This is a genomic window from Chryseobacterium sp. R2ACT005, from assembly GCF_049949215.1.
Taxonomy (GTDB): Bacteria; Bacteroidota; Bacteroidia; order Flavobacteriales; family Weeksellaceae; genus Chryseobacterium.
This window is the reverse complement of record NZ_CP188192.1, coordinates 2,314,857-2,339,085: the sequence shown is the minus strand read 5'-3', so window position 1 is coordinate 2,339,085 and position 24,229 is coordinate 2,314,857. Positions and strand designations below refer to the sequence as shown.

At 34.5% G+C, this 24,229-nt stretch carries 20 protein-coding genes and 2 pseudogenes; 12 read left to right on the top strand and 10 right to left on the bottom strand.

Annotated features, from left to right (window positions below):
- Positions 1-86: 86 nt before the first annotated feature.
- The gene (locus ACPF63_RS10770) at positions 87-683 is read right to left on the bottom strand and encodes a hypothetical protein (protein ID WP_426483016.1); all 597 of its coding nucleotides are present in this window, start codon (positions 681-683) and stop codon (positions 87-89) included.
- Between the two features lie 152 nt (positions 684-835).
- Between ACPF63_RS10770 and ACPF63_RS10765 the strand changes: the two genes are divergently transcribed.
- The 7 genes and pseudogenes from ACPF63_RS10765 to ACPF63_RS10735 form a co-directional block, all read left to right on the top strand.
- Positions 836-1,708 (top strand): AraC family transcriptional regulator, encoded by an 873-nt coding sequence (locus tag ACPF63_RS10765; RefSeq protein WP_426483015.1) that lies wholly within the window; start codon positions 836-838, stop codon positions 1,706-1,708.
- A gap of 92 nt (positions 1,709-1,800) precedes the next feature.
- Positions 1,801-2,454 (top strand): fructose-6-phosphate aldolase, encoded by a 654-nt coding sequence (gene fsa / locus ACPF63_RS10760; RefSeq protein ID WP_426483014.1) that lies wholly within the window; start codon positions 1,801-1,803, stop codon positions 2,452-2,454.
- Positions 2,455-2,545: 91 nt separating this feature from the next.
- Positions 2,546-3,730, top strand: a complete 1,185-nt coding sequence (gene galK / locus ACPF63_RS10755) for a galactokinase (RefSeq protein ID WP_426483013.1) — start codon at positions 2,546-2,548, stop codon at positions 3,728-3,730.
- Complete coding sequence (locus ACPF63_RS10750) at positions 3,714-4,763, top strand: UDP-glucose--hexose-1-phosphate uridylyltransferase (RefSeq protein WP_426483012.1); 1,050 nt, start codon at positions 3,714-3,716, stop codon at positions 4,761-4,763. The genes galK and ACPF63_RS10750 overlap by 17 nt, the downstream gene beginning before the upstream one ends.
- 144 nt (positions 4,764-4,907) lie before the next feature.
- Positions 4,908-5,645 (top strand): HAD family hydrolase, encoded by a 738-nt coding sequence (locus ACPF63_RS10745; RefSeq protein ID WP_426483011.1) that lies wholly within the window; start codon positions 4,908-4,910, stop codon positions 5,643-5,645.
- A gap of 47 nt (positions 5,646-5,692) precedes the next feature.
- Positions 5,693-5,899, top strand: coding sequence for an ArsR family transcriptional regulator (locus ACPF63_RS10740; protein WP_426483010.1), 207 nt, complete (start codon positions 5,693-5,695; stop codon positions 5,897-5,899).
- Between the two features lie 1,764 nt (positions 5,900-7,663).
- A pseudogene (locus tag ACPF63_RS10735) lies at positions 7,664-8,065 on the top strand (hypothetical protein); the annotation flags it as partial.
- Between the two features lie 253 nt (positions 8,066-8,318).
- On the opposite strand, the gene ACPF63_RS10730 reads toward ACPF63_RS10735, so the two are convergent.
- The 4 genes from ACPF63_RS10730 to ACPF63_RS10715 form a co-directional block, all read right to left on the bottom strand.
- Positions 8,319-9,782, bottom strand: a complete 1,464-nt coding sequence (locus ACPF63_RS10730; RefSeq protein WP_426483216.1) for an MFS transporter — start codon at positions 9,780-9,782, stop codon at positions 8,319-8,321.
- 128 nt (positions 9,783-9,910) lie between these two features.
- Positions 9,911-10,957, bottom strand: a complete 1,047-nt coding sequence (locus ACPF63_RS10725; RefSeq protein ID WP_426483009.1) for an HlyD family secretion protein — start codon at positions 10,955-10,957, stop codon at positions 9,911-9,913.
- Positions 10,958-10,967: 10 nt separating this feature from the next.
- On the bottom strand, positions 10,968-12,302 hold the full coding sequence (locus ACPF63_RS10720) for a TolC family protein (RefSeq protein WP_426483008.1): 1,335 nt from the start codon (positions 12,300-12,302) through the stop codon (positions 10,968-10,970).
- The gene (locus tag ACPF63_RS10715) at positions 12,299-12,541 is read right to left on the bottom strand and encodes a hypothetical protein (RefSeq protein ID WP_426483007.1); all 243 of its coding nucleotides are present in this window, start codon (positions 12,539-12,541) and stop codon (positions 12,299-12,301) included. The genes ACPF63_RS10720 and ACPF63_RS10715 overlap by 4 nt, the downstream gene beginning before the upstream one ends.
- An 88-nt stretch (positions 12,542-12,629) precedes the next feature.
- Here ACPF63_RS10715 and ACPF63_RS10710 point away from each other — a divergent pair, with 88 nt between their 5' ends.
- Entirely contained in the window at positions 12,630-13,418 is a 789-nt protein-coding gene (locus tag ACPF63_RS10710) for a helix-turn-helix domain-containing protein (RefSeq protein WP_426483006.1), read from the top strand.
- Between the two features lie 1,008 nt (positions 13,419-14,426).
- Here ACPF63_RS10710 and ACPF63_RS10705 read toward each other — a convergent pair.
- From ACPF63_RS10705 to ACPF63_RS10690, 4 genes are all read right to left on the bottom strand, one after another.
- Complete coding sequence (locus tag ACPF63_RS10705) at positions 14,427-16,685, bottom strand: response regulator (RefSeq protein WP_426483005.1); 2,259 nt, start codon at positions 16,683-16,685, stop codon at positions 14,427-14,429.
- 2 nt (positions 16,686-16,687) lie between these two features.
- Positions 16,688-17,878 carry an FIST signal transduction protein gene (locus tag ACPF63_RS10700; RefSeq protein ID WP_426483004.1) on the bottom strand — a complete coding sequence of 397 codons (1,191 nt, stop codon included), beginning with the start codon at positions 17,876-17,878 and terminating at the stop codon, positions 16,688-16,690.
- Positions 17,879-17,885: 7 nt separating this feature from the next.
- Entirely contained in the window at positions 17,886-18,023 is a 138-nt protein-coding gene (locus tag ACPF63_RS10695) for a hypothetical protein (protein ID WP_426483003.1), read from the bottom strand.
- A gap of 199 nt (positions 18,024-18,222) precedes the next feature.
- A complete protein-coding gene (locus ACPF63_RS10690) occupies positions 18,223-18,357 on the bottom strand; it encodes a hypothetical protein (protein ID WP_426483002.1) in 135 nt (44 codons plus the stop codon).
- A 25-nt stretch (positions 18,358-18,382) separates the two neighbouring features.
- On the opposite strand from ACPF63_RS10690, the gene ACPF63_RS10685 reads away from it, so the two are divergent.
- From ACPF63_RS10685 to ACPF63_RS10670, 4 genes are all read left to right on the top strand, one after another.
- Entirely contained in the window at positions 18,383-18,655 is a 273-nt protein-coding gene (locus tag ACPF63_RS10685) for a DUF3570 domain-containing protein (protein ID WP_426483001.1), read from the top strand.
- 533 nt (positions 18,656-19,188) lie between these two features.
- Positions 19,189-20,022: a helix-turn-helix domain-containing protein gene (locus ACPF63_RS10680; RefSeq protein ID WP_426483000.1), complete on the top strand. Its 834-nt coding sequence runs from the start codon at positions 19,189-19,191 to the stop codon at positions 20,020-20,022.
- 67 nt (positions 20,023-20,089) lie between these two features.
- The gene (locus tag ACPF63_RS10675; RefSeq protein WP_426482999.1) at positions 20,090-21,085 is read left to right on the top strand and encodes a DUF6268 family outer membrane beta-barrel protein; all 996 of its coding nucleotides are present in this window, start codon (positions 20,090-20,092) and stop codon (positions 21,083-21,085) included.
- Positions 21,086-21,742: 657 nt separating this feature from the next.
- Positions 21,743-22,654, top strand: a complete 912-nt coding sequence (locus tag ACPF63_RS10670) for an NmrA family NAD(P)-binding protein (RefSeq protein WP_426482998.1) — start codon at positions 21,743-21,745, stop codon at positions 22,652-22,654.
- 71 nt (positions 22,655-22,725) lie between these two features.
- Here the strand turns inward: ACPF63_RS10670 and ACPF63_RS10665 are convergent.
- A pseudogene (locus ACPF63_RS10665) lies at positions 22,726-24,023 on the bottom strand (NRAMP family divalent metal transporter).
- Positions 24,024-24,229 lie beyond the last annotated feature (206 nt).

The following is a 24,229-nucleotide window of genomic DNA, read 5'->3' as shown; positions in this document are numbered from 1 at the left end:
CCTCAAAACAATAAACTGTAAGTAAAATTTTAATCCAAAATAAGTTGGAATGATCGATATGTCAATCTATCTGTATATATTCCGATTTACCGGAGAGAAATTATTTTATTGAAAACATTTCCGTTTTCTTCAACGCGGATGATATATTGATCTGCTGTTTTGGGATCGAGATCAAAAGTGACATCGATCTTTCCGTCATCAGCTTTTCTGCTGGATGTATAATAAGTGGTATTGGAAAGATCAGATACAGAAATGTTTACAGGCCCTTTTACATCAGACATATGCAGTTTTGCCATATGCCCGGAAATGCTATATTCAGGCTTATGAACAGCACTCACAGGTGTTTTTTCCACTTCCATTACATTCTCAGAACTAATTTGTATTTTGTACTTTTCTATCTTCATTTCTGATTCTGCTACCAGATAATAAGTTCCGGGCTCAAAGCTCTGAAAATCATAAGTTTTCATTACATGCCCCCCATCCGTAAGATTTTCAGCGAATAGCTCATCATGTGCAGAGTTATAAACAAAAATAGATACGCTTCTGGCGTTCGACAGCTCAAAGTTTAACGTCTTGGCTTGTACGTTTCCAAAGGAAAGGGAAAAATCTCTATCCTTACTCATTACATTTGCTGAAAACAATAATGTTCCTGCAAAAAATACTGCTTTTAATAATGTGCTCATGGGTTAAGGCTTTTAGGATTAATATTGCAAAGCTATGACACCAATAATTCTTAGGCTATAATTAAATTTTCATATTTATGTGCTATATTAACTTTGTTTGTTGTTATTAATGTATTAATTGTTAATTTTGCATATAAATATTGATTTGGTGTATGAAACATGTAAGCCCTTCTTTTGAAGCGATAAGACCGACTATTGGGAGCAGTTTTACCAGCCTGAAATTTCTGACGAATGAGAATATAAAATCACATATCTGGCATTATCATCCCGAGGTTGAGCTGATTTTTGTCTGTAAAGGTTCCGGTAAAAGACAAATTGGAAGCAGTATTTCTTATTTTTCAGATGGTGATCTCGTTCTAATAGGAAGCAATCTTCCGCATTGCGGACTCACCAATGAAAGTACACATAATGAGTATGAAATGGTTATTCAGTTCAAACCTGATTTTTTAGGAGAACCTATCTGGGACATACCGGAGATGCAAGGAATTTCTGCTTTGCTTGAAAAGTCAAAGGCAGGTATTGTGTTTGGGGAAGACGTGAAAAAAGCAATCGGAAAAGAGATTGTTGAGATGCATGAAGCTTCCTCTTTGGATAAGTTGTGCAGATTTCTGAAAATATTGGATGAATTGGCTGTTACTCAAGATTACAGGATTTTAAATGCGGGAAAATATTATCTTCAGACGCAGATTGAAGACAATGAGAGAATCAATCTTATATTCAATTACGTTAAAGATCATTTTAAAGAAGCCATAACCCTGGAAGAAGCCGCTGAACTAGCCCATATGAAAGTACCTTCTTTTTGTCGCTATTTTAAGAAAATTACAAACAAGACTTTCACCCGGTTTGTTAATGAGTACAGGATTACCCATGCGCTTAAGCTTCTGACAGAGCAGCCTTTGAGCATTACAGAAGTCTGCTTTGAATCCGGGTTTAATAATTTCAGTTATTTTAATAAAACTTTTAAAGAGTATATCCAAAAAAGTCCTTCTCAATACAGGAAAGAGTTTAATTATTTTATAGAATAATTTTTTGCATTACAATAAAAAAAGTGTATTCTCATGATGATTTATTAAAATATAAGTGTAATTTTAACACTTATAAAATAATAATCACTTTTATGAAATTTTTTATTGACACTGCCAATCTGGCGATGATAGAAGAAGCCAATGCTCTTGGAGTTCTGGACGGAGTAACCACTAATCCTTCACTGATGGCGAAAGAAGGAATCTCAGGAAAGCAAAATATACATAATCATTACCTTGAAATCTGTAATATTGTAGAAGGGGATGTAAGTGCTGAAGTATTGGGAATTACTTTTGAAGAAATGATTAAAGAAGGAGAGGAGCTCGCTGCATTGCATCCAAGGATTGTGGTAAAAGTTCCTATAACTAAAGACGGAATTAAAGCTATCCGCTATTTTTCTGAAAAAGAAATAAAAACAAACTGTACGCTTGTATTCTCTTCCGGACAGGCATTGCTGGCTGCCAAAGCAGGAGCTACTTACGTTTCTCCGTTTCTGGGAAGGCTGGATGATGTTTCTACGGACGGCCTTCATCTTATCTCAGAAATCAGAGAGATTTATGACAATTATGCTTTTGCTACTCAGATACTGGCTGCTTCAGTGCGACACAGCATGCATATTGTCAATTGTGCAAAGTTGGGAGCTGATGTCGTGACCTGTCCGCTGGCTCCAATACTATCTCTGCTTAAACATCCGCTGACAGATTCAGGATTAGACCAGTTTATTAAAGATTCACAAAAAATGAGATAAGATTGGGCAGAAAAAGTATAACTTCTCTGTTATAAATTCAGTAGTTTTATATTTTAGATTGCCAGCATCTGCTTTATCATAAAAGATTAATATGGATGAACAGTTAATCAACCTTACCGTAGAAAAGTTTAAAACCGAGTTCAAATCAGGACCCGAACATATCTTCCTTTCTCCCGGAAGAATTAATATTATTGGTGAACATGTAGACTATAGTGATGGATTCGTACTTCCTGCTGCCATAGATAAATACATCTGTTTTGCTGTCCGAAGGATGCCACAGACTAATTTCTGTACCATCGTAGCCAAAGACCTTGGAGAAAAATATACATTTGATGTTACAATGGAGGTAAAACCGGTGCAGCAAATGTGGATGAATTATATTCTGGGTGTTTTCAGCCAATTACAGAAGCCGGAAAACCAGTTTTGTGGAATGGAAATTGTCTTTAGCAGTACCATTCCGATGGGATCCGGGCTTTCTTCTTCGGCTGCCCTTGAATGTGGTTTTGCGTATATCCTCAATGAGCTTTTTGATCTTCATCTGACCAAAAAAGAAATCGCGGTGATCGGGCAAAAATCAGAGCATACTTTTGCTGGAGTTCATTGTGGAATAATGGATCAGTTTGCTTCCGTTTTCGGAAAGGAAAATAAGGTGATTATGCTCGACTGTAATTCCCTGGATCATCAATATTTTGATGCTGATCTTAAAGGATATAGCCTGTTACTTTTTGACAGCTGTGTAAAACACAGTCATCTGACATCCGGTTATAACGAAAGACGTAGAGATGTCGAACGTGGTAAAAAAGTCTTATGGAAAAACTTTCCTGAAATTGAAAAATTCAGGGATTTTACGTTGTCTATGCTTGATCGTACAAAAGAAGAAATGGGAGATATTTCATACAAAAGATGTCTCTATCTGTTGAAAGAAATCCGAAGAGTAGAAATGGCGGCCAAAGCAATTTCGGAAGGAAATATTGAATATCTGGGAACTCTTCTCACGGAAACCCATACCGGGCTTTCAACTGAATTTGAGGTCAGCTGTGATGAGCTTGATTTTTTAGTAGAACATGCATTACATCAGGAAGGTGTGCTGGGAGCAAGAATTATGGGAGGCGGTTTCGGAGGCTGCAGCATCAACCTGATTCAGGAAAATAAAGCTGAAGAAGTGATTAAAGCCATCAGTGAAAAATATTTTGAACATTTTAATATTCAGATGAAAATTTATCAGGTTAAAATTTCAGACGGAATAAAAGAATACACCAATGAATACATCATTTGACCGTAAAAAGCATCCTCACAGAAGATATAATCCTCTTTTGGATGAATGGATACTGGTTTCTCCACAGCGGGCAAGCCGGCCATGGCAGGGGCAGAGAGAAGAAAAAACAGAAAAAAACCGTCCTGAATACGATCCGGGCTGCTATCTCTGTTCCGGAAACCCGCGGGCTAACGGAGACAGAAACCCTACATATAAAGGTACTTATATTTTTAATAATGATTTTGGAGCATTGTTGAATGAAGAAGTTAATTTTTCCGAGAAACATTCCGGATTCTTTACTCTTTTACCAGAACGTGGAATTAATAGGGTGGTTTGTTTTTCTGAAAATCATAGTCTTACCTTACCGGAAATGTCTGTGGAACACATAAAAAATGTGGTGGATGTATGGCAGGAGCAGTTCAATGAACTCGCCGCTCTGGAACATATCAATTATATTCAGATTTTTGAAAATAAAGGAAGCATCATGGGATGCAGCAATCCTCATCCGCACGGGCAGATATGGGCGCAGTCGTCCATTCCGGCAATGGTTCAGAAAACACAGTATCAACTGAAATCTTATTTTGAAAAGAATAAAAGCACATTACTGGAAGACTATCTTCAGGAGGAAGTTACAGCCGGAGAACGTATTGTTGTAGAAAATGAACATTTTGCTGTACTGGTGCCGTTTTGGGCATCTTGGCCCTACGAAACTATGATTATCAGTAAACAGAAAAGAGAAAATATTGCGGCATTTTCTGAGGAAGAAAAAGAATCCCTTGCAGCTATACTCAAGAATCTGACCACAATATACGATAATCTTTTTGAAACCTCATTTCCTTACTCTGCAGGAATTCACCAGTCACCTACAGATGGTAGGGAACATCCTGAATGGCATTTTCATATGCACTTTTATCCTCCGTTGCTCAGAAGTGCGGAAGTTAAAAAATTTATGGTGGGATATGAAATGCTGGCTGAGCCACAGCGGGATATTACTCCGGAACAGAGTGCTGTGATATTAAAAAGCCTTTCCACCATTCATTACAAAAAAAAATAAGAAATCAATATCTTTGAAGAGAATAAGTAAATTTATGATTCTGCTGCAACAGAAACAGAATATCACTTTTCGCAATAAAATTATGGAACAGATTAAATTAATTGTGACAGACATGGATGGACATTTCTCAATTCCAGCCACGAAATGAGTCCTGAGTTTTCAGAAATTTATAGGGAACTGAAAAAAAGAAATATCGTATTTGTACCTGCAAGTGGCAGACAGATGCCCGGCATTACCCATTATTTCGGGGAAATAGAAAGTGAGATCGGTTTTATTGCTGAAAACGGAGGCTATGTTATCTATAAAGATCAGGAGCTTTTTGCCGATACGCTGGAATACAGAGATATTGTTGATATCATTAAGGCTGTCCGGGAAATACCGGGTGCCAAAGCCGTATTGTCAGCTAAAAAAATGGCGTACTATGAAACCGAAGATCAGCAGTTTGTAGATTTTTTCTCAAAGTACTATACCGAAAACATGAAGAAGGATGACCTGACAGAAAAAATAGATGATACCGCCCTTAAAATAGCAGTCTATCACCCCGAAGGTTCCGAGAAATATCTTTATCCGGCCCTTAAAAGATTTGAAGAATCGGGTCTGGAAGTAGTTGTTTCAGGAGCGCATTGGCTGGATGTTATGAATAAGGATATCAACAAAGGAAATGCTCTGAAAATCCTTCAGAAATCTTTGGGGATCTCTCCTGAAAATACGATGGCTTTCGGAGATTATATGAACGACATAGAAATGCTGAAGAATGCCAAATATTCTTATGCCATGCAAAATGCCCACCCGAATGTAAAACAGATCGCTAATTTTGAAGCATGCACCAATGACAGCTTCGGAGTTCTGAAAACAATTAAGGATTATCTGCATTTAAATTGATGAACCTTTCCAAAACTAATAACCAAAAAAAACACTCAATAATGAATATGAAGACATCTACCGCAAGAAAACCCGCTAAACCCTGCTATGAGCATATCGGCGGAAAATTAGGACAGCTTCTTTTAGAACAATTTGTTGAGAGAGGCTGGATTGCAAAGGATAGTCCTGCTGACCGCAATTATTATATTACGGATAAGGGACAAGAAGAATTTACAAAAATGGGTCTTGACCTTTCACAAATAAAGACTGAATAGTGATCAATAGAATAAAAAAATGGTGAAAACCGGAAAAAAATATGGTCAATAATCATTTTTTTAATCCTGTATTTTATTATGTTGTCATCATCTAAAAAAACAATTATCATTTATCCTTATTAAATAAAACGGCACCAACTATGTTCAATTGGCGCCATTTAGCTTACTTGTGTCCAAGACGAGCTTATCTTCAAATACTTTTATCGATGATTTGGTTCGTTTGAGCCAAATTAAGCAAGAATTGCAAAGTTCATTTTTATTAGGTAATTTTCTTGTTGACCAATCTTAGTATAATTTATTTCTAAGTTTTGGAAAAATCGAAGTTAACATTGTTTGACTTTAGTTTATTTTATAAATCCTTTGTTAAGATAAAAGATTTATGAAGTATATGATACAATATTAAATTTGTACATAAACGATATAACTAATATTTATATATTACGACCAACAATTATGAATTTCATTATAGTGTTTCGGAGTTATCTGATGACCTGATATCTGCCAAGTGAACAAGACTATTGCTCTGGATTAATGAGCTAATCAGAAAACTACTGCTTACTATCATAAAGAATTAGGGTATCAATGGAATTTATTATCAAAAAGTATTACTCTACATTAGGATACAGGCAGTTTTATTCCTATACTTTTAGTGACTGTCATCACTGTTTTTTGATTAATAGTTTTCTCGACTGAAATATCCATAACGAAATATAAAAAACTATTCATTATTCTAGTATTCTCGCATTCTCGCAAATTATAAGGATAGTACACTGATATTAAAATATTTCATAATGGTAGATTTATACTAAAATCATTCGGATTATAGCTTTGGAAACTATTATAATTTTCCTTGGTTACAACATAGTAATTAGAAAATGAGACTTAATGAAATTGTAGTTATATCTAAATTTAAAGTATTTGACGGTTTTTGTCATAAAATGTCAGCTATATATTTATACAGTAATAAGTTAGTTATAATACTTTTACACTTTGTAATTCAATAATTTAAATTTTCTTAATAAATTGGTACATCTTTTTCTTGAAATACCTCATAATATGTTCCTTCCTCTTTCCTTTTAATGAAAATAAGTCTTTGATAATCTTTAATAATTTTAGTTTAACAAGCTTTTATGTTATCCTTATTTCATTGTTAGTTTTATTATTCTAAGTATAGTGAAATATGAGTCTCGACTTTATGATTTAGATCATAAAACTTATGTTAAAATATATCAAATCCCTTTTGGGAGGGCTAAAAATTCCTGTATTGTTCTTAAATTATTCAAAACAGATTTCTTCAGCTTACTGGAACAAAATCCGGAAGTTTCTTCCAAAATGTTTAAATGTCTGGCTGAACGGGTATATTACAAATATGTGATGTTAATTAATGTTTCTTCACCGAAGCCCCACCGGATGATTTCTCGAATTTTTTTAAGGAAGATTTATTGAGAATAGAAAGTATATATGAATATTTTGATTCGGAAGATAATCGGTTTTGATTTAATATTATATGAATATTGATTTTTATAAAATATGACTATATGTAAAATTTTTATATTTTGATCAGAAAGCTGTTGATGCTTATTTCAGAAGAAATATTCAGTTTCGTACATATATTTCTTACTTTCAACAGCCCGGATACTGTTATTGGTATATTGTGCTATTTTTTTGTATCAAAATCAAGTTTCATCAATGCACAGAAGTACAGTTCTGAGAAATTAAGGTTAGAATTTATCTTTAGGATTTCCGGGATAAAGTGTGGAAAAAAAAGTCCTGCAGAAAAGACAAAGTATGACCATCAACAGAAATGATACGTCCACTTCTATATCTACCCAACTTGATAGTCTGATACCGGCTTCTAAAATTTCAACATTAAGTCAGGGAATGTTTGTAGGGGCTGTATCTGATAATTTTGATGAAAGGATTGAACAGAAAATGTTTCATGCAGAAATTGTAGTGGATCATGAAAAAGTATTGGCAGAAACTAAAAATTATCAGCGGATACCGGAGATTTTATCATTTGTAGATGAAAATGGAAAAGATCGGTTCACATCAATTATTGAAGAGAATTACAGAAATGTTGAGCAGGACGTTATGAGAGTCATTGAAAATGAAATCGAGCGTATAAAAGTTCACCCTGAGCTACTGCATTTAATACCAAAAGAATAAAGTAAAAATCCCCGGAGACCGGGGAAAAAACTAATAACCATGAAAACTCAAATTAAACATGAGAATCGGGTGCAAATTTACTGTAAATAAATTTTTTTTCTGATTCACATCATCTATGAGTTGTATGGTAAAGTTTCGTAAAAATTATTTGGACGGAATACCTAGTCTTCATAAGTATAATAAGTGGTATCATATCTAATATTTATTTTTACAATTATACTTTGAGGTAATATTTTCTTATCATGATAAAAGTTTAATAAGGTATATTACCTTTCCTTAATCTCAAAACAACATTTTTAATTTGAGGTAAGAGAAGTAAAGTGGCTATTACGACAATCACACCAGTTAGCATCCAATCATAATAATCTCTAGTAGCACGGGCCAATATTTGATGACCTACCATCTGATTAAAATATCCCGTGGAAACTACTTTTGAGGTATAGATATCGCTACCTGCATTCATATATTGATTTTGGATATCAAGTAAAGTAGCTGGCAATTGAGGGTTGATTTCTGTAAGTGTTTCCCGAAACTTTTCCCTAACTTCTGATTTAGTAAATAACTGAAGTTCGTTACTAAATGCCAGACTGACTGTAAACCCTGTAAACCTAGCTAGTATCCCTACAAATGATGCATTGATTGCGATCGTAGGAGGTGATGAAGAAGCGGTAAATAAAACAATAGGAACAAACAATACACCTGTTGCCACTCCATAAATAAACATAGGAAAAATGAAATCTATTGTTTCGCCCTGTACAGAAACAAAAAGTATCATATAGGCATAATATACTGCCATCATCCCAAAACCAACAATAATAATACTTATCAGGTTATAACTCATTAAGACAAATCGGGAAGTAAGAAACATACTCAGTATAGTTCCTAAAATTACAGCAGTCCATATGGGAATGGTGCTCAGTGGATCATTTCCTAAAATCACTTCAAGATAGCCGTAGGCAAGTCCTGTACTTCCTTTAAAGATGTAAAAGGTAAAAAGAAGTAATAACCCAATAACAAAATTCTTTACCTTAAAGATCTGCAGGTTGATTAATGGTCGTTTAAGTTTTAATTCTCTAGTGATAAAAAGTGCAAGAATGATTAGATTACCTAGACTAAGAGCTGTGATTAATGAACTATCGAACCATCCTAATTGTCTTCCGTAGACGAGAATGTATCCCAATATTAAGATAAATGATACATAAAACAGATAGCTTACCCAATCTACCTGATAAAGTGGAATCTTTTTGGTAAATCGAGCCTTACTGTTCATTGTTAGCAATACCGTAATTGTTAGAATGATGAGTAAGATGATAAATCCGTAATATAGCCAGTTAAAATCAAAGAAATGAATGATTATACTGGTCAAGATCGAATAAAAAGGTACAGCAATCTGTATGCTGCCATACAGTATACTGTAAGCAATCACGCGGGCACGTACTGAATGTAATCGCGGAAAAATAAGCTGTAACACAATACCTGACATCAACGCACAGGTAACTCCTAACAAAAACTGGCACAAAACAAATAGTATCCAATCTTTGAAATAAAAACATATCATTGAACATATCGCATTTACAGCAAGTGCTATCAATAGATATTTCCTAGGTGAAAAATATTTAACAATTCTAAAATCCAGTGCAAGGAAAGCGACGGTAGAACCATAAATAACGACCATGCCATATTGTACATCGGTAGGTTGTATGCCGTAAAACCCCATCGCCGCAATCGGACTGCCGTAAAAAGCGAAGCTAAACAGACAAGTCATCAGAATGGCAAATATAGTGGATCTCGCCACCCATTCAGATACCCAGGATTTGAAAATCGGTATTTTATGTGCTTGCATCATTAATTTTTTAAAACATAAACATTGGCATTCATTCCGGCAGAGAGTTTTCCTAACTTTTCAGGCGCATCGGTCAATTTAATCCGAACAGGAATACGTTGGATGATTTTGACAAAATTACCTGTAGCATTATCTGGTGGAAGTAATGAATAACGGGAACCGGTGGTTGGCGAAAGTGATTCGATAGTGCCGTTAAATGTTTCGTTCGGAAAAGCATCAACTTCTATGGATACCGCTTGCCCGATTTTAAAGTTGCCAATCTGTGTTTCTTTAAAATTTGCCATCACCCATTTTTGTTCCGCTTTGTTCACCAAGAATGCCAATGTTTGCCCAGCTTGTATCAATTGACCTTCCTGAATAGTCTTTTTACCAATTTGTCCATCAAAAGGTGCAGTGATGACCGTATATCGAATGTCCAGTTCCTGTCTTTGAAGAAGTGCTTCTTTGATTTTTATTTCCGCCTGTACAGCAAGATGTTGAGCTCTAAAATCATTCAATTTGGATTCCGCTACTTGTAAAGAAGCTTTGGCCTGATTATAGTCTGACTGTGCAATAGATAAAGAAGTACTGATGTTGTCGAATTTTTGTTGTGTGGTAGATTCATCCGCCAGTAGATTTTTATAGCGGTCAAATTCTTTTTGTTGTTGGTTCAATCTCGCTTTAGCTCCTGCCACTTGCGCCTTAATGACTTCAATACTTTTGAGTTGCGTTTCTTCGTTCGCAGTCAGTATAGGTAATTTGGCGTGTGAACCCATGAGTTCTGCTGATGCAGCATCTTTTTTCAGCCCATACTCGTCCAATTCAATTAGCACAAGCGTATCACCTTTTTTAACCAGCTGATTGTCCTTGTAATATATTTTGCTGATATATCCACCCACTTTTGCGTTTACCGGCGAGAGATAAGCATCTACCTGTGCATCATTAGTCTGTTCATAGCGATATCCCTTTAAAAAATAAGCAGCCCCCCAAATAATGATCCCTACGAATAATGCAATCCCCAACCATTTGGTTAAGCTTACAATAATTTTATCTGTTTTATTTTTATTCATGATATTTGTATTAAAGAATTCCTATAATTGCTAATAGTCTGATATGGGTTACTTTTACGTTTGTTTGTGCTGTTGTCAGATTAAATTTTGCTTCCAATAAAGCGTTTTCAGCTTCCAAAAGATCGGTCAGTAACGATTCCTGATTTAAGTAGCTGCTTCTGATAACACGGACGGTTTCTGTAGTTTTAATGATGTTTTGTTCTGCCGTTTCCACGCTCTCCAAAGCCTGTTGTAGCTGTAAATAAGTTTCTTTTACCTGAAGAGAGATTTCGTCCTTCTTTATTTCTGCTTTTTCTTTAACCTGATTGCTGACAACTTGGGCACGAGCAATGGTATGTTTACTTTTGTACAGATTATCAATAGAATACTGTACTTTAATTCCTGTTTGACCAAATCCCCACAAGTCATTTGAATACGGATAAAAGGAAATCTGAGGATAGTTGTAATTATAGTTAGAGTATAAAGAAACTTTTGGCCATAGTGTAGCTTTAATCTGTTTGATGTTCAATTCGCTCAATTTGATATCACTAATGACCATTTTGTATTCAGAAGATTGATTAAAAGCAGTATCAACATAATCATTATAGTCATCATCTGTGATAGCATTTAATTCAATTTCATCTTCGTGTTTTATTGCAATTTCCGTATCATTTTCACGCCCTATCAGTATATTAAGCCGTTGTTTAGCAATTTCAATCTTTTTATTGGTATCGGAAAGACTAAGCTCCAGTTGCGATAACTTGACAGAGGTTCTCAGTACATCACTCTTTAGAACTGTACCGTTTTTATGGAGACTTTCTATAAGTTTCAATTGTTTTTTTTCGGATTCAATTTCTGCAGTAAGAAAATCATGGAAGTGAAGAAATTTATACAAATCAAAATAAGCAACGGACACATTGTATTTTACACTTTGCTTTTGCAGATCTACCTCATATTGTTTTCGTGTCTCTTCTTCTTTTTTCATAGCTATATTCCTTTTTTCTTTACCACCATTGAAGAGATTAAAGTTTAAATTGTAGCCTACATCATGTCCATAGCCTTTTATAGGCACATCCTGTGGAGATGAGAATAATCCGTTGTCATAAATCAGAAATTTGGAATTTGCCTTTATATCCCCGCCTACAGAAAGTTCCGGCAATAAATGATCTTTCGCTTCCAATATTTCCATTTTACTTTGCTGAAGATAGAGATCAGATAGTTTTAGTTGCCTGTTATTGAGTTCGGCCACTTTCCAGGTTTCTTCCAAACTTAATGGTTGAATATTTTCTATATTTTGAGCATAAATTGGGGATGCAATTGACATCAGAACTATACCCAAAATTAGGGTTGTCTTGTAATGTTTCATGAGTTCTTTTTAAATGATAGATTTTTCTTTGATAACCATTTCTTAACCAATTTTTTTAACTCAGCGAATGCAAGGGTTGCATCTATCATCGGCATAAAAGGACTGGAATATGCATAAGCATACCAGTATATATTTGATTTTCCTATTTCTTCATAGGGTTGTAGTATTTTATCATTTCTTTTTTTATCTGGAATCTCAAGCGCAAAATTGCTGTTAGGGTTTATGATTTTATGTTTCATAATGATTTAATTATTATACAGCAAAATTATTGAGCATACCATTTTTTGTTTTTATATAATTAGCCTAATATTTGTTATATTTGGCCATATGGACATTCTTAAACAACTTATTAATATTGTAGATCAAAATCCTGATTCAATAATGGTGATGAGACAGCAGATGGAGCAGCGTCTGCCTGCCCATCAGCATGGTAAGGCTCAGTTGTTATTAGTTTATGGTGGGATTGCTTACCTGCAGACTGAAGAAAAGGATTTCTATATTCCGTCTAATCATTACATTTGGATACCTAAAAATTATCCTCACAATCTGATGTTTAATACTAAGGATCTGTATATTATCAATATTTATTTTCCGGAAGAAACAACAGGAGGTTTTTATGATGAATTGGGTATTTATCCAGTAAGTAAACTAGTGTCCGAAATGCTCTCATTTAGCGAAAAATGGCAGGGTGATTACTACAAAGGTTCATGGGAATTTGAATTTTTATCAACCCTTAAAGGGGCATTATCAAAAGAAAATCTTAAAAAATTTTCAATTCAACTTCCTACAACAGACGATGAGAGACTTAATTCGATAATCAATAGCTTTAGAAATCGGTTAAATGAAAACCTCACCTTGGAGATTACGTCAAAGCAATCGGGAATGAGTGTGAGAAGTCTAACAAGATTATTCCAGACTAAACTGCACATTACATTTGTTCAATATTTAAAAATGTTGAGAATCATCCGGGCGATGGAATTAATAAAAGATACAGATTTGAACATGACCGAAATAGCCTATGAAATTGGATACTCTAATATATCTGCATTTAGTAATAATTTTCATCAAATGACTAATATGAGACCAACTCAATTTAAAGAAGTGTCAGGAGCCTGATATTTCTTTATTCTGAATTTATTTCTTTGGTTTGGATTGATTACAACCTTATAAATACTTTTTTGAAGCCCCAACAGATGATTTCTCGTATTTTTTTAAAGAAGATTTATTGAGAATAGAAAGTATATATGAATATTTTGATTCGTTAGAGACCATTTTGATTCCAAAATTTATAAAAATATACTCTGGGATATTTAGTTATATCGTCATCTAATTTAATTTGTTTTGTATTTTTATTGATTTTGTGTATCGTTATTTCAGGAGTAGACAGATTAAATATTACACCTAATTTCAAAAAGTGGAATAATATTAATTTGCATACTTATAAACTTTCTATCTTTCTTTGTAGTTTTTTTATTTTACATGCCAAATATGACCTTTCCCAGTCATTGCATTAATAAACTTGTCCGACTTGATATCTTTAGCGGTACACAATAATTAAAGTCATACATAGCAATAAAAATGATGAGAATTTGTTACTGTTAGGAAAACAAGTAATGTTGAATCATGAAACGGGTTCATTGGGGTATTAAGGGAAGGGAAGAGAATGGTTAAGAGTGCATGGTTAAGCCCGAGGATCTGAACCGTGATGGTGATGTATACCCACTCGGAAAAATATTATTTGTTTTTACAATAGAGACCAAGTGAACAGTGAAATCGTCCCAAAATCATTTTTATTAACCAGTAGCTATTTTCCATATACGAATTATAAATTCCATAGACTGAGCCTTCGCTTAAATCATCCTGCTCCCCAGAAAGAGTAATTTTATCGTTTTTCCGTATTTTGTATTCGTACTCAGGTTTAAGCTGAAATCCTGCATATCTCTTGATGCCTGATCTTCTTCCAGTACATTATAGGTTTTACAAGAATTAAGCAGCAAAAGAAGGCCTCTGATAAAGTTTATACAGACAATCTGGAGGTAATGTATTCATAATGATCTTTTTTCAGATACTGCTGAAAACATGTGAATAAAAATTTCTCATCATCAACAATAAAGAGTTTTAAATTTATTGAATCTCACTTTTTAATTGAATCACAACTTTTTCAAGGGTCTTTTTTATTTTTTCAAATAAGGAATATAATTCAGGGAATTTTTTATTTTGCTCCATTGCAAGTACTTCAAGCTGTTTTACAATGTTCACAATAGAAGTTATTTCTATAGACTGTATTCCTGGTCTTATTTTATCCATAAGTTTTGCAATTTCGCTATAGTTTTTTTCTTGAAATGCTTTTTCAACCAATGGAATTGTCGTTTCAGTCTGCACAATAAATACTGAGATCATTTTCCGCATAAATTCCTTATCACCTCTGCTGAGGGTTTGTATGCTTTTCAGATTGTAGAGTCTTTCATGCGTATCAGACACTGTCTTTGCTGTTTTTTCAAGAATTTTGACATACTTATAAATTGTATTCAGCAAATTTTCTTCATTAAAAGGCTTTGTGATATAATCATTCATTCCTGCATTAATGCAATGATCTATTTCTGTTTTAAAAGCGTTTGCCGTGAGTGCTATCACAGGAGTTTTAATCGCAAGTTCCTTTCTTAATATTTTAGTTGCTTCGATACCATCCATTTCCGGCATTTGCATGTCCATCAAAATAATGTCAAATTTTTCTCTTCTTAACATTTCTAAGGCTATCTTACCATTTTCAGCTTTGGCAATGCTGCATTTAAAATGTTTTAGTGACTTTTCGGCAACCAGCTGATTAAGGGCATTATCTTCTACCAGCAGAACTCTTGTACCTGCAATGGAAAGATGTTCATTTTGCCAGTCATTTTTTTCCAGATCCTCTTCATTACCTCTGTCCAGAAGTAAAGTTATTGCAATGCATGTACCTGCGTTTTTTTCACTTTTTACATTAATTTCACCTTTCATAAGATGAATAAGTTCTCGTGTAATAGACATTCCAAGACCTGTGCCCCCATATTTTCTCGAAATTGAGCTATCTTCCTGATTAAATTTTTTGAATATATCGCGCACATATTCTTCGCTCATTCCAATACCCGTGTCAGTAATGCTAATTGAAATAGTTTGTTGGTTGGGAGAACTTTTCAGGACCTTGGATTCAACATAGATCTGGCCCTCATTGGTAAATTTTAAGGAATTCCCAATGATGTTATATAGAACCTGCTCAAGTCTTAAAGAATCTCCTTTCAAAACATAAAAAATATCAGAGGAAAAATGGGTAATCAGTTGGAGCTTTTTTTCATCTGCTTTTGGTTTGAGAATAGAAATAACCTTTTGAATGCTATCTTTTAACGAAAAACTTTTGTTTTCCAGAGACATTTCTCCGGATTCAATTTTAGAGATATCAAGTATGTTATTGATAATTGATAATAAATGCTGTGAAGCATTATAGCTGTTTTCTACAAATTCTTGCTGGTTTTCCGATAGGTGGCTTCTCTTAAGTTCACGCAAAAAACCAATGATTCCATTAAGAGGTGTTCGGATTTCATGGCTCATATTGGCCAGAAAAACCTCCTTTGCCTTTGATGCCTCCAAGGCTTTTGATCTTTCCAGTTTTAATTCGTCTTCCAGTTTTTTTTGGTCGGTAATGTCAAGATGAATCCCTATAGAACCTAATAAGTTTCCCTGGTCATCATAACTGGGAGCTCCACTTATTGCCCACCATCTTATTTCACCTCTTTTATTCCTAACAGAAAGCTGATATACACTGGAGACTCCTTTTTTTCTTAATTCTATCTGATCCTGTAAAAAACGAATATTATTTTCTCCATACAGGAAAAGTTCACTGGGGTTTTTACCAATTACTTCATCAAGTTCAAAACCTGAAACATCACAAAAGCTCTGATTAGCGTAACGGATAATCTCATGATTATCAACTTCAATGAGCCCTAAATTCATATTAGCAATAATATTCCGGTATTTTTCCTCTTGCTGCTTTATATAATCTTCTGCTCTTTTTCTTTTTTTCAGCTGTTCAGAGAGATACAGTGATAGTTCTTTAAGATCGTCTGATTTTTTTATTTCAATATCGGAGTCAATAATCTTTAATGACTCATATAGATTGCTGACAGATTCCTGTTTAAGAGTATTTTCATTTTTAAGATTTTGATAAAGTTCCTGATATTCTTCTTCACTTTGTTTAAAAGCGTGGTCCATGAGTTCTTTATCTCTTTCAAATGATTTGTATGATTCATTAACTGCGTGAATAAAATTTTTAAATTGCGGATGATTTTTGCAATCTTCCGTAAGATATTTATTTATCTGTCTCTCGAGTAAATTGTGAAATTTGGTTTCCATATTTATTCAATTTCATTAACGGTGGTAATGGTAATAGTTTGGTTGTGTAGAGCACAATTGCCAAATGAGCTTAAAGGAGATAATTCTCCATATGAGTAAAAACCTATCAGTGCCGTATTTGATTTGAAAACATCCCGTACAATATCTACTTCTTCATACACTCTGTCAGCCAATACTATTTTTCTCCCAACACAGCTGATAATGATTCCTAGCTTAATGTTATGTTGGGTCATCTGAAGACATTCATTTGCTGCGTCATTTGCTGCATCAATAAGCTTATCCATATTGGCTTTCATAAATCTTACCTGACTTCCTTCCGGTAAATCTCCCGCAAAAATCATTGTGTTATCTTTAATGGATAGAATCGTTCTCACTACTGGTGACAGATCCCTGGACAACTTAAGAGATAATGGAAAAAGCAGAGCAGAGCCGGGAAGCTCTTCAGCATATTTTCCCAAATACTTTTTATAAAGATCCAACGCATTTTTATTATCAATCTCGTAAAGAACATTATCTTGTGATTTTGTAACTATCCTTTCAAGTCCAAAACTTTCCCAGCCTCCTATTGAAGAATGTGATAATTCAAGATGTTCTCCATAAAATCCAACAGCAAGAATTTTATTGGGCTGGGGAACCTGATTAAGTCCAACCACTGTTTTTTCAAATTTATCCCCATCTCCGGCCAGACCTCCTGAGATCAGAACTTTTTCGGGGCGGCTGCTGTTAAGCCCACTTACCAGTTGGCTACCATTTACTTTATTGCCATCTGACATGATGAATACCCATCTAAGTCCTTCTGAAGGCAGATTTTCAATTAATTTTTTTCCTGCATCATAACTGTCTGAAAAATCTTCAATGTCAATCTGCGATGTTTTTAAGGAAGATCTTGAAAAACTGATTGCGGTTAAAACAACTGCCCCGTCATATACTTCATTACAGAAAATTTCTCCTGAGGAAGAAGAGAGGGCAATCTCTGCATTCGGGAACTTTTCTTTTAAAAGAATAAAAAAGCTCTCCTTTTCAATAATACTTCTGGTTCCAAATCCTATGACGAGCTGAACTTCGTAATATTCAAGATTTTCATCATTCCTTTCTGATTTGAGGTTTTCGTTTATAAAAAGTAATTTGGCAACTTTCATCTCACTATTTTCTGTTTCAAGGTTATTAATGGGGCGCCAATGTTTGATTTGCATAAGTCTATTAGCTTCGCTGTAAAGGTTTGAAATGTAGTTTTGTGCTGTTGTGTGGCAGAACTTCATAATCAGGATTTAGCTGAAGGTGATACTTTAATATTTCTCCTAAGAAAATATTCTCATCAACTATAAATATTTTACACATTTGCGCCGGTTTTAGTTTTTAAGTTTATTACTAAAATAATGAATTTTCATCATATTATGAATTATTTTGTTGTAAAGATTGATGATTTTAAGTAATAATGAATTATTGTTGAATATCTTGTGTGGAGTTATGTGAGCAAAATCTCCCTATTAAATACAGTATTGTTATGTGGGGATTTAAATTTTTAGTGGGCAGGCTTTTATCTATTTGCTGCTTCTTTTTTGAAATATCCTTTTAACAAGAAATTACTTCTTGCTGCCGACTCTAATTCTTTGAGTTCATTGACCCCTTTACCGATATTATTGATTGTAGAATCTACCGACCTGTAAATCATCAAACATAGCTTTCAGGTAAAATTTTTGGCAGACCGCGGTCAGCAGACAGGGTATTTAAGTTTGCCTTTCCACAGCGTTTACTTCAATAATAATTCGCTTCATCAGGAAGCTTTGCCGGATAAATGCTTTAAAATTCCTTTGGGAGTAAGAACGAATTATTTCCTAGGGGACAAAATAATTCACAGGGCATATTATCGTTATTATACTGATGATTGGGACTTGAAATCGAATACACTCAGTTTAGAAACTCCAGATTTGACAGTCATTTTTGTGGTGCAGGAATCAGAATCAGTCTGAAAAACGGCTTGTTTGCTGTTGAAAAACTAGATATGCTGGAAATTCTATTAAGATGTATTTATTAAAAAATGGCGCCAACTATCTTCAGTTGGCGCCGTTTGGCTATTTGTAGCACCAACAGATGATTTATCGATTTTTTTTTAAGATTTATTGCGAATAGAAAGTATATATGAATATTTTGATTCGGGAGATAATCCGTTTGATTCCAAAACATTTAAGAAGTAAAAATGATTATCACGGGACTATATTCACAAAAAACCTTGATGAAAATATAGAATTGATGTAGGAATAGATATAAAGGTTAATAATATTTTGAAGGAAATAACAATAAATCTATAAATTAAAATAGAATCAGACTTGGTGCTATTTTAATTATGTAAGTTGTTTAATTTAATTTGGTATTAACTAATATATCATTATCAAATCTTAATAAGGAAATTTATGTATGTTATTATATTTGTTGGTAGCTTTGTACGGTGGTTAAAGTAAAAAGAATAACTCCAACAGATTTCAGGGGACATTACATGTCTGAAATGTCGACTGATTTTCCAATATTAAAAACAGCTGTTCAGATTCATGATATTGGAAAAACATCAGGCTTTATTAAAGTGCCTACGCCTTTACATAGGCCGGAATACAATTTTATTGTTCATGTTACCAAAGGTAATGCAAAACAGCAGGTAGATGCAGATTTAATATCAATAAAAGAACATGAAATCTTATTGGTAAGGCAGGGAAATGTAACTTCACTAAAGGAAGTGAGCCCAGATGCTGCAGGGCACATTATTTTATTTGAAGACCAGACGCTTAACCAAATCCTATCAAAGCAGGAGCTGATCAAGCTGTTTTCTGTTAATAATATTATTCATTTATCACAAGAAAACAGCATCTGGCTAACCTCCCTGTTTGAACTTTTGAGTACAGAGATTTATTCTCAAAATGCAAACTTAGACATTTGCTATTCACTTTTGCAGGCTGGGCTGCAGAAAGTTTTCAGTTCAGGTTGCGAACTCAAGAAAGGGGTCAACCGAAGTGCGGAAATTACTTTCAATTTTAAAGAATTGGTGTATAAACACTATATTGAACATAAAACAATTTTGTTTTATGCTGCCGAACTATCTGTTTCTGAAAATTATCTTCATAGGTGCATTAAAGAAACGATAGGTGAGAGTCCCAAAGAATGGATTAATAAAGTAAGTATTTTGCAAAGTCAATTGCTCTTACAGGATTTAACCAAGAGCATTTCACAAATAGCTTTCGAACTTAATTATGGTGATCCCAGCTATTTTGGACGCCTGTTTAAGAAAATAAGTGGAGTAACACCTTCAGAGTACAGAATAACATTTATGCAGGATTTGTCCGAGTAAAGGTTGATTTAGTTTTAAAGTATTTCTTGTTTTCAGAGCACCTTTGTATTATTAAAATTCAAAGAAAATGAAAACATTGATTACTGTAAGAAATACTATCAGGAAAAGGTTTAAAACGATTTTTCCTTTTAAACACAGAGCGATTATCAAAAGATCCTGCCTTTGTGTAATCGTTTCGGCTTTCTTCCTTTCAAACAAAAGCCAGGGTCAGATTATTCAGGATGTTGCCGGTATTGCTGTCACGGCTCATCATAAAGCTAGCTTTAAAGATGTACCTTCAGAAAGTTCTCTGTCTGAAAATAAGTTCCAACTCAATACTTATGACGCATGGTTATCCATCCCTCCTTTCAAAATTGGTAAAACAAGTGTTGTTAGTAATCTGAACTATCGGATGATGGATTTTAATTATGACACAAATTCTATACAAGATCCCAATCGTATTGAAAGAATTCACGAGATAAAATCTGTTTTTATAATTAGGCACCCACTTTCTGAAAAATGGTCGGTTTTAGGAATAGCGATGCCAACTATCGCATCCGACTTTAAAAAACCGCTTTCTTTTGATGATTTAATTTTAGATGGAATAGTCGGATTATCTAAGAAATTCGGCAGGGAATCGAATCTTGAAATCGGACTCGGAGTTCATGTCTTACATTCTTTCGGGGAGACTTTGGTGACTCCAGGAATATCAATTGATTACCAAAGTATCGATAAAAAATGGTTAGCGCAATTTTATTGGCCAAGACTAAATGTACTTTATAGTTTAAGCCCAAATACACAAATAGGTTTAGCCGGATCGATCGATTGGACACGCTTTAACCTGAAAAATTATAAAGACTATCATCTTAAAGAAGTTGATTATGCTCAGTTTTCTACCATTCATGGAGGTCTTCAGGTTCACCAGCGCTTAGTGGGTGGAATCTGGCTGCAAGCTCAAGCCGGAATGGGACTTTTAAATCGGTATGAATTGTTCGATACCCATCAAAAAACAGTCAATGATTTTTCTGTCTCCAACATGGCTTATGGGAAAGTTACCATTACCTATCGTATCGGCAGAAAATAGACAAATAAAAATAATGAAAACAATTATTTTCAGTTTTGTGACCATACCATGTATTAGGAATTTTCAAGATCTGAAAATTAAGTGAATCAAAACCAATTTCATCATCAATATCCAATTACAATTTTATGAACAGTACCAATTCTCTTGAATCAACTTTTAACTTTCGAGGCCTGATTACTGCAGCTCTGCCTGCTTATATTTTTCCTGCCTTAATGTCTTTTATATCTGGTTTTCTGCTTCAGAACAATAATCTTATGACAGCCAGTTACAGCAGCATTGGTTTGTCTTCCTTATTATCAACACTTTGCAGTTTTACCTTGCTTTGGCAGCTTGAGTCGAAACGAATATTAGTACGAAACAAGCTAATCAGATCTTTGTTGATCATTGTACTGATAATTGGTTTAGGGACCTTATGTATAAGGCTGTTCAATTGGCACCACGAACAGTTTAATATTTTATTCTCCGCATTTTTGGGTGCTACAATACTCATCATTCGTGATCTTGTGACCAAACGTAAAAGCTAAATTACTGATCTGTAAAAACTTATCAGCAGAAACATCTCAAACTAGAAAAAATGAAGAATAAAATAAATAGAATACCCATTAAGAATAGGGATATTGAACACTTAATCCATATTAAAAGATTCAACTTATTTCAATGAAAAAAATAAAACCAGTTATCGTTGTTTTTGGATGTACGGGTACCGTTGGAACAGCTGTAATGCAAGAGCTCAAGAGTCGGGATTGTATGGTAAGAGGTATTCTTCGAAACCCTGAAAGACCTTATCCGTTACCATTGGATAAAGTTCCATCGAATATAACCTATGCAAGTGCCGATTTAAATTCTGTTAACCAGCTTAAAGAAGTTTGCAAAGGAGCTGACGCTTTGTTTCTTTTAACAGCAACTGATCCCAACCAGGTAGAATATGAAATTAATGTTATCGATGCTGCAAGACAAAATGGTGTAAGACGGATCGTCAAGTTATCGGCTCCCATAGTGACGACGCCAAAGGTAGAGGTCAGCCAATGGCATAGCACAATAGATCAGTACCTTTGGCAAAATATGGATGAATATTGCTGCCTTAGGCCACATTCTTTTATGCAAAATTGGGAACGAAATACTTTTACCATTCAGTATTTTGGGAAAATTTACGGAGCACTTGGTACAGCACGAAGAAATTATATCGATTGTCGTGATGTAGCTGATATAGTCGTAAATTACTTGTTGACACCCGAAGAAATAAAAGAAAAGTCAGTGGTTCTTGCAGGTCCACAAGCCATTAGTCATATAGAAATGGCCGCTAAATTATCTCATGTGACCGGGCGTACTATTGAATATGTAAATGTAACACCGGAAGAACTGTTTAACCAGTTGGTCAACAAAGCGAAATTCCCCGTATGGCTGGCTAACCATATTGTAGAGCTTGATGAGCTGGCCATAAAAATTCCCGAACCGGAAAGGGATAATATCACTAATTTAATGTCACGAAAACCACGCATTATGGAAGAATATTTACAGGAAAATAGACATTTGTTTAAACGGAAACCATTGTGGAAGTTGCTGTTTTAAGCTTCTTTATGGCAAATTATACAAAAGTAGTCAATATTAGCTGTTGCATTCCTGCAGTATTTACTATTTATTTAGATCGTAAAAAACATTGCAACTGATGCTGCTGCCATAAAGAAAAATGTTGCCCATAATAAGCTTTTTGACAGCCACCTGCTTTTGAATTCTCCCATAATGTGTTCACTTGCAGATATGCGGATTATCAGAAACAAGAGGGGTACGGCAGCTACACCATTGAGAACTGCTGTGTAAACAAGGGCTTTCACGGGATTAATCCCAATAAAATTCATGCAAAGGCCAATAAGTGTAGAAATAATAATGACCATATAAAAGCCTTTTGCTTTGGTAAATTTCAGATCTAAACTTGCATTCCAGCTGAGAGCTTCAGAAACAGCATAAGATGCTGATCCTGATAGAACTGGAACAGCAAGGAGTCCCAAGCCGATGATACCAATTGCAAATATAATTTTTGATATCATTCCTGAATTGGGAAATGACTGAACTAACGGTTCTAGAGCCTTTGCTGCATCAGCGGCAGTATTAATATCTGTTATGTGAGCGCTGTGCAAAACAGTTCCTCCAACCAAAATAATGCACCATGTAGTAAATTCAGAGATAATCATCCCTATATTATTATCTTTTCTCATCGCATGAATGTGGCGCCAGCCGATGCTGGGCTTTCCATCTTGAATCAGACCTCTTTTATTTTCTTCTTCCACTTCCTGAGATGCTTGCCAAAAGAACATATAGGGTGTAATAGTCGTCCCAAATACACCCGTGATTATGAACAGAAAATTGAAAGAAAACTCGAAATGAGGAACCATAGAGGCTTTTAGTATTTCTTTCCATGGCTGATCAATCATGAAAGCTGTAAGAGGGTAGGCAAGAAGTGATAATGCCAGCCACTTAAGAACTTTTGAATATACGCGATAACACTGGTGAAGACCTCTAATGTAAGTATACTAATAGTAAAAAACAGCATTAATGTAATTATATCAGCAGGAATAATTAATTGTGCGGCAGCTGCCATTGCTCCAATATCCGCTCCGATATTGATCGTATTAGCAATAACAACAAGCCCTACCGAGCTATATAGGATTTTTTTACTGTAATGTTCTTTAATTACGCCTGTTAATCCTTTACCGGTAACCATTCCTATTCTTGCACAGGCTTCCTGTACTGCGATCATAAATGGTAGCATATAGAGTGCGGTCCATAGCTGCCCATAACCGAATTGGGCTCCTGTCTGAGAGTATGTAGCAATGCCAGAGGGGTCATCATCAGCGGCACCTGTTGTCAGTCCTGGACCTAATAGGCCGAAGAATTTTTTAATCTTTTTTGTTTGATTCTCAACATTTTGTTTGGTAGACATTGCTAAATTGTTTTTAAGTATAATATACTATTAATTAAGATATTTTTGTAGAAAATATCAGGTTCTTACTTTACTAAAGTTAATTTAAGACATCTGTAAGTATTCAGTTCAAGAAATATAGTGAGCTCTTGAAAAGTTGGGGAAATCCATTTTTAATACATTTAAAATACCATGCTTAACCTCCCGAGCTTGTATTTCTTCATCTT

What these genes read in the sequence shown, in the direction of transcription:
- ACPF63_RS10770 (WP_426483016.1), bottom strand. Translation starts at nt 683, where the DNA reads ATGAGCACATTATTAAAAGCAGTATTTTTTGCAGGAACATTATTGTTT.
- ACPF63_RS10765 (WP_426483015.1), top strand. Translation starts at nt 836, where the DNA reads ATGAAACATGTAAGCCCTTCTTTTGAAGCGATAAGACCGACTATTGGG.
- fsa (WP_426483014.1), top strand. Translation starts at nt 1,801, where the DNA reads ATGAAATTTTTTATTGACACTGCCAATCTGGCGATGATAGAAGAAGCC.
- galK (WP_426483013.1), top strand. Translation starts at nt 2,546, where the DNA reads ATGGATGAACAGTTAATCAACCTTACCGTAGAAAAGTTTAAAACCGAG.
- ACPF63_RS10750 (WP_426483012.1), top strand. Translation starts at nt 3,714, where the DNA reads ATGAATACATCATTTGACCGTAAAAAGCATCCTCACAGAAGATATAAT.
- ACPF63_RS10745 (WP_426483011.1), top strand. Translation starts at nt 4,908, where the DNA reads ATGAGTCCTGAGTTTTCAGAAATTTATAGGGAACTGAAAAAAAGAAAT.
- ACPF63_RS10740 (WP_426483010.1), top strand. Translation starts at nt 5,693, where the DNA reads ATGAAGACATCTACCGCAAGAAAACCCGCTAAACCCTGCTATGAGCAT.
- ACPF63_RS10730 (WP_426483216.1), bottom strand. Translation starts at nt 9,782, where the DNA reads ATGGGGTTTTACGGCATACAACCTACCGATGTACAATATGGCATGGTC.
- ACPF63_RS10725 (WP_426483009.1), bottom strand. Translation starts at nt 10,957, where the DNA reads ATGAATAAAAATAAAACAGATAAAATTATTGTAAGCTTAACCAAATGG.
- ACPF63_RS10720 (WP_426483008.1), bottom strand. Translation starts at nt 12,302, where the DNA reads ATGAAACATTACAAGACAACCCTAATTTTGGGTATAGTTCTGATGTCA.
- ACPF63_RS10715 (WP_426483007.1), bottom strand. Translation starts at nt 12,541, where the DNA reads ATGAAACATAAAATCATAAACCCTAACAGCAATTTTGCGCTTGAGATT.
- ACPF63_RS10710 (WP_426483006.1), top strand. Translation starts at nt 12,630, where the DNA reads ATGGACATTCTTAAACAACTTATTAATATTGTAGATCAAAATCCTGAT.
- ACPF63_RS10705 (WP_426483005.1), bottom strand. Translation starts at nt 16,685, where the DNA reads ATGGAAACCAAATTTCACAATTTACTCGAGAGACAGATAAATAAATAT.
- ACPF63_RS10700 (WP_426483004.1), bottom strand. Translation starts at nt 17,878, where the DNA reads ATGCAAATCAAACATTGGCGCCCCATTAATAACCTTGAAACAGAAAAT.
- ACPF63_RS10695 (WP_426483003.1), bottom strand. Translation starts at nt 18,023, where the DNA reads ATGTGTAAAATATTTATAGTTGATGAGAATATTTTCTTAGGAGAAATA.
- ACPF63_RS10690 (WP_426483002.1), bottom strand. Translation starts at nt 18,357, where the DNA reads ATGATTTACAGGTCGGTAGATTCTACAATCAATAATATCGGTAAAGGG.
- ACPF63_RS10680 (WP_426483000.1), top strand. Translation starts at nt 19,189, where the DNA reads ATGTCGACTGATTTTCCAATATTAAAAACAGCTGTTCAGATTCATGAT.
- ACPF63_RS10675 (WP_426482999.1), top strand. Translation starts at nt 20,090, where the DNA reads ATGAAAACATTGATTACTGTAAGAAATACTATCAGGAAAAGGTTTAAA.
- ACPF63_RS10670 (WP_426482998.1), top strand. Translation starts at nt 21,743, where the DNA reads ATGAAAAAAATAAAACCAGTTATCGTTGTTTTTGGATGTACGGGTACC.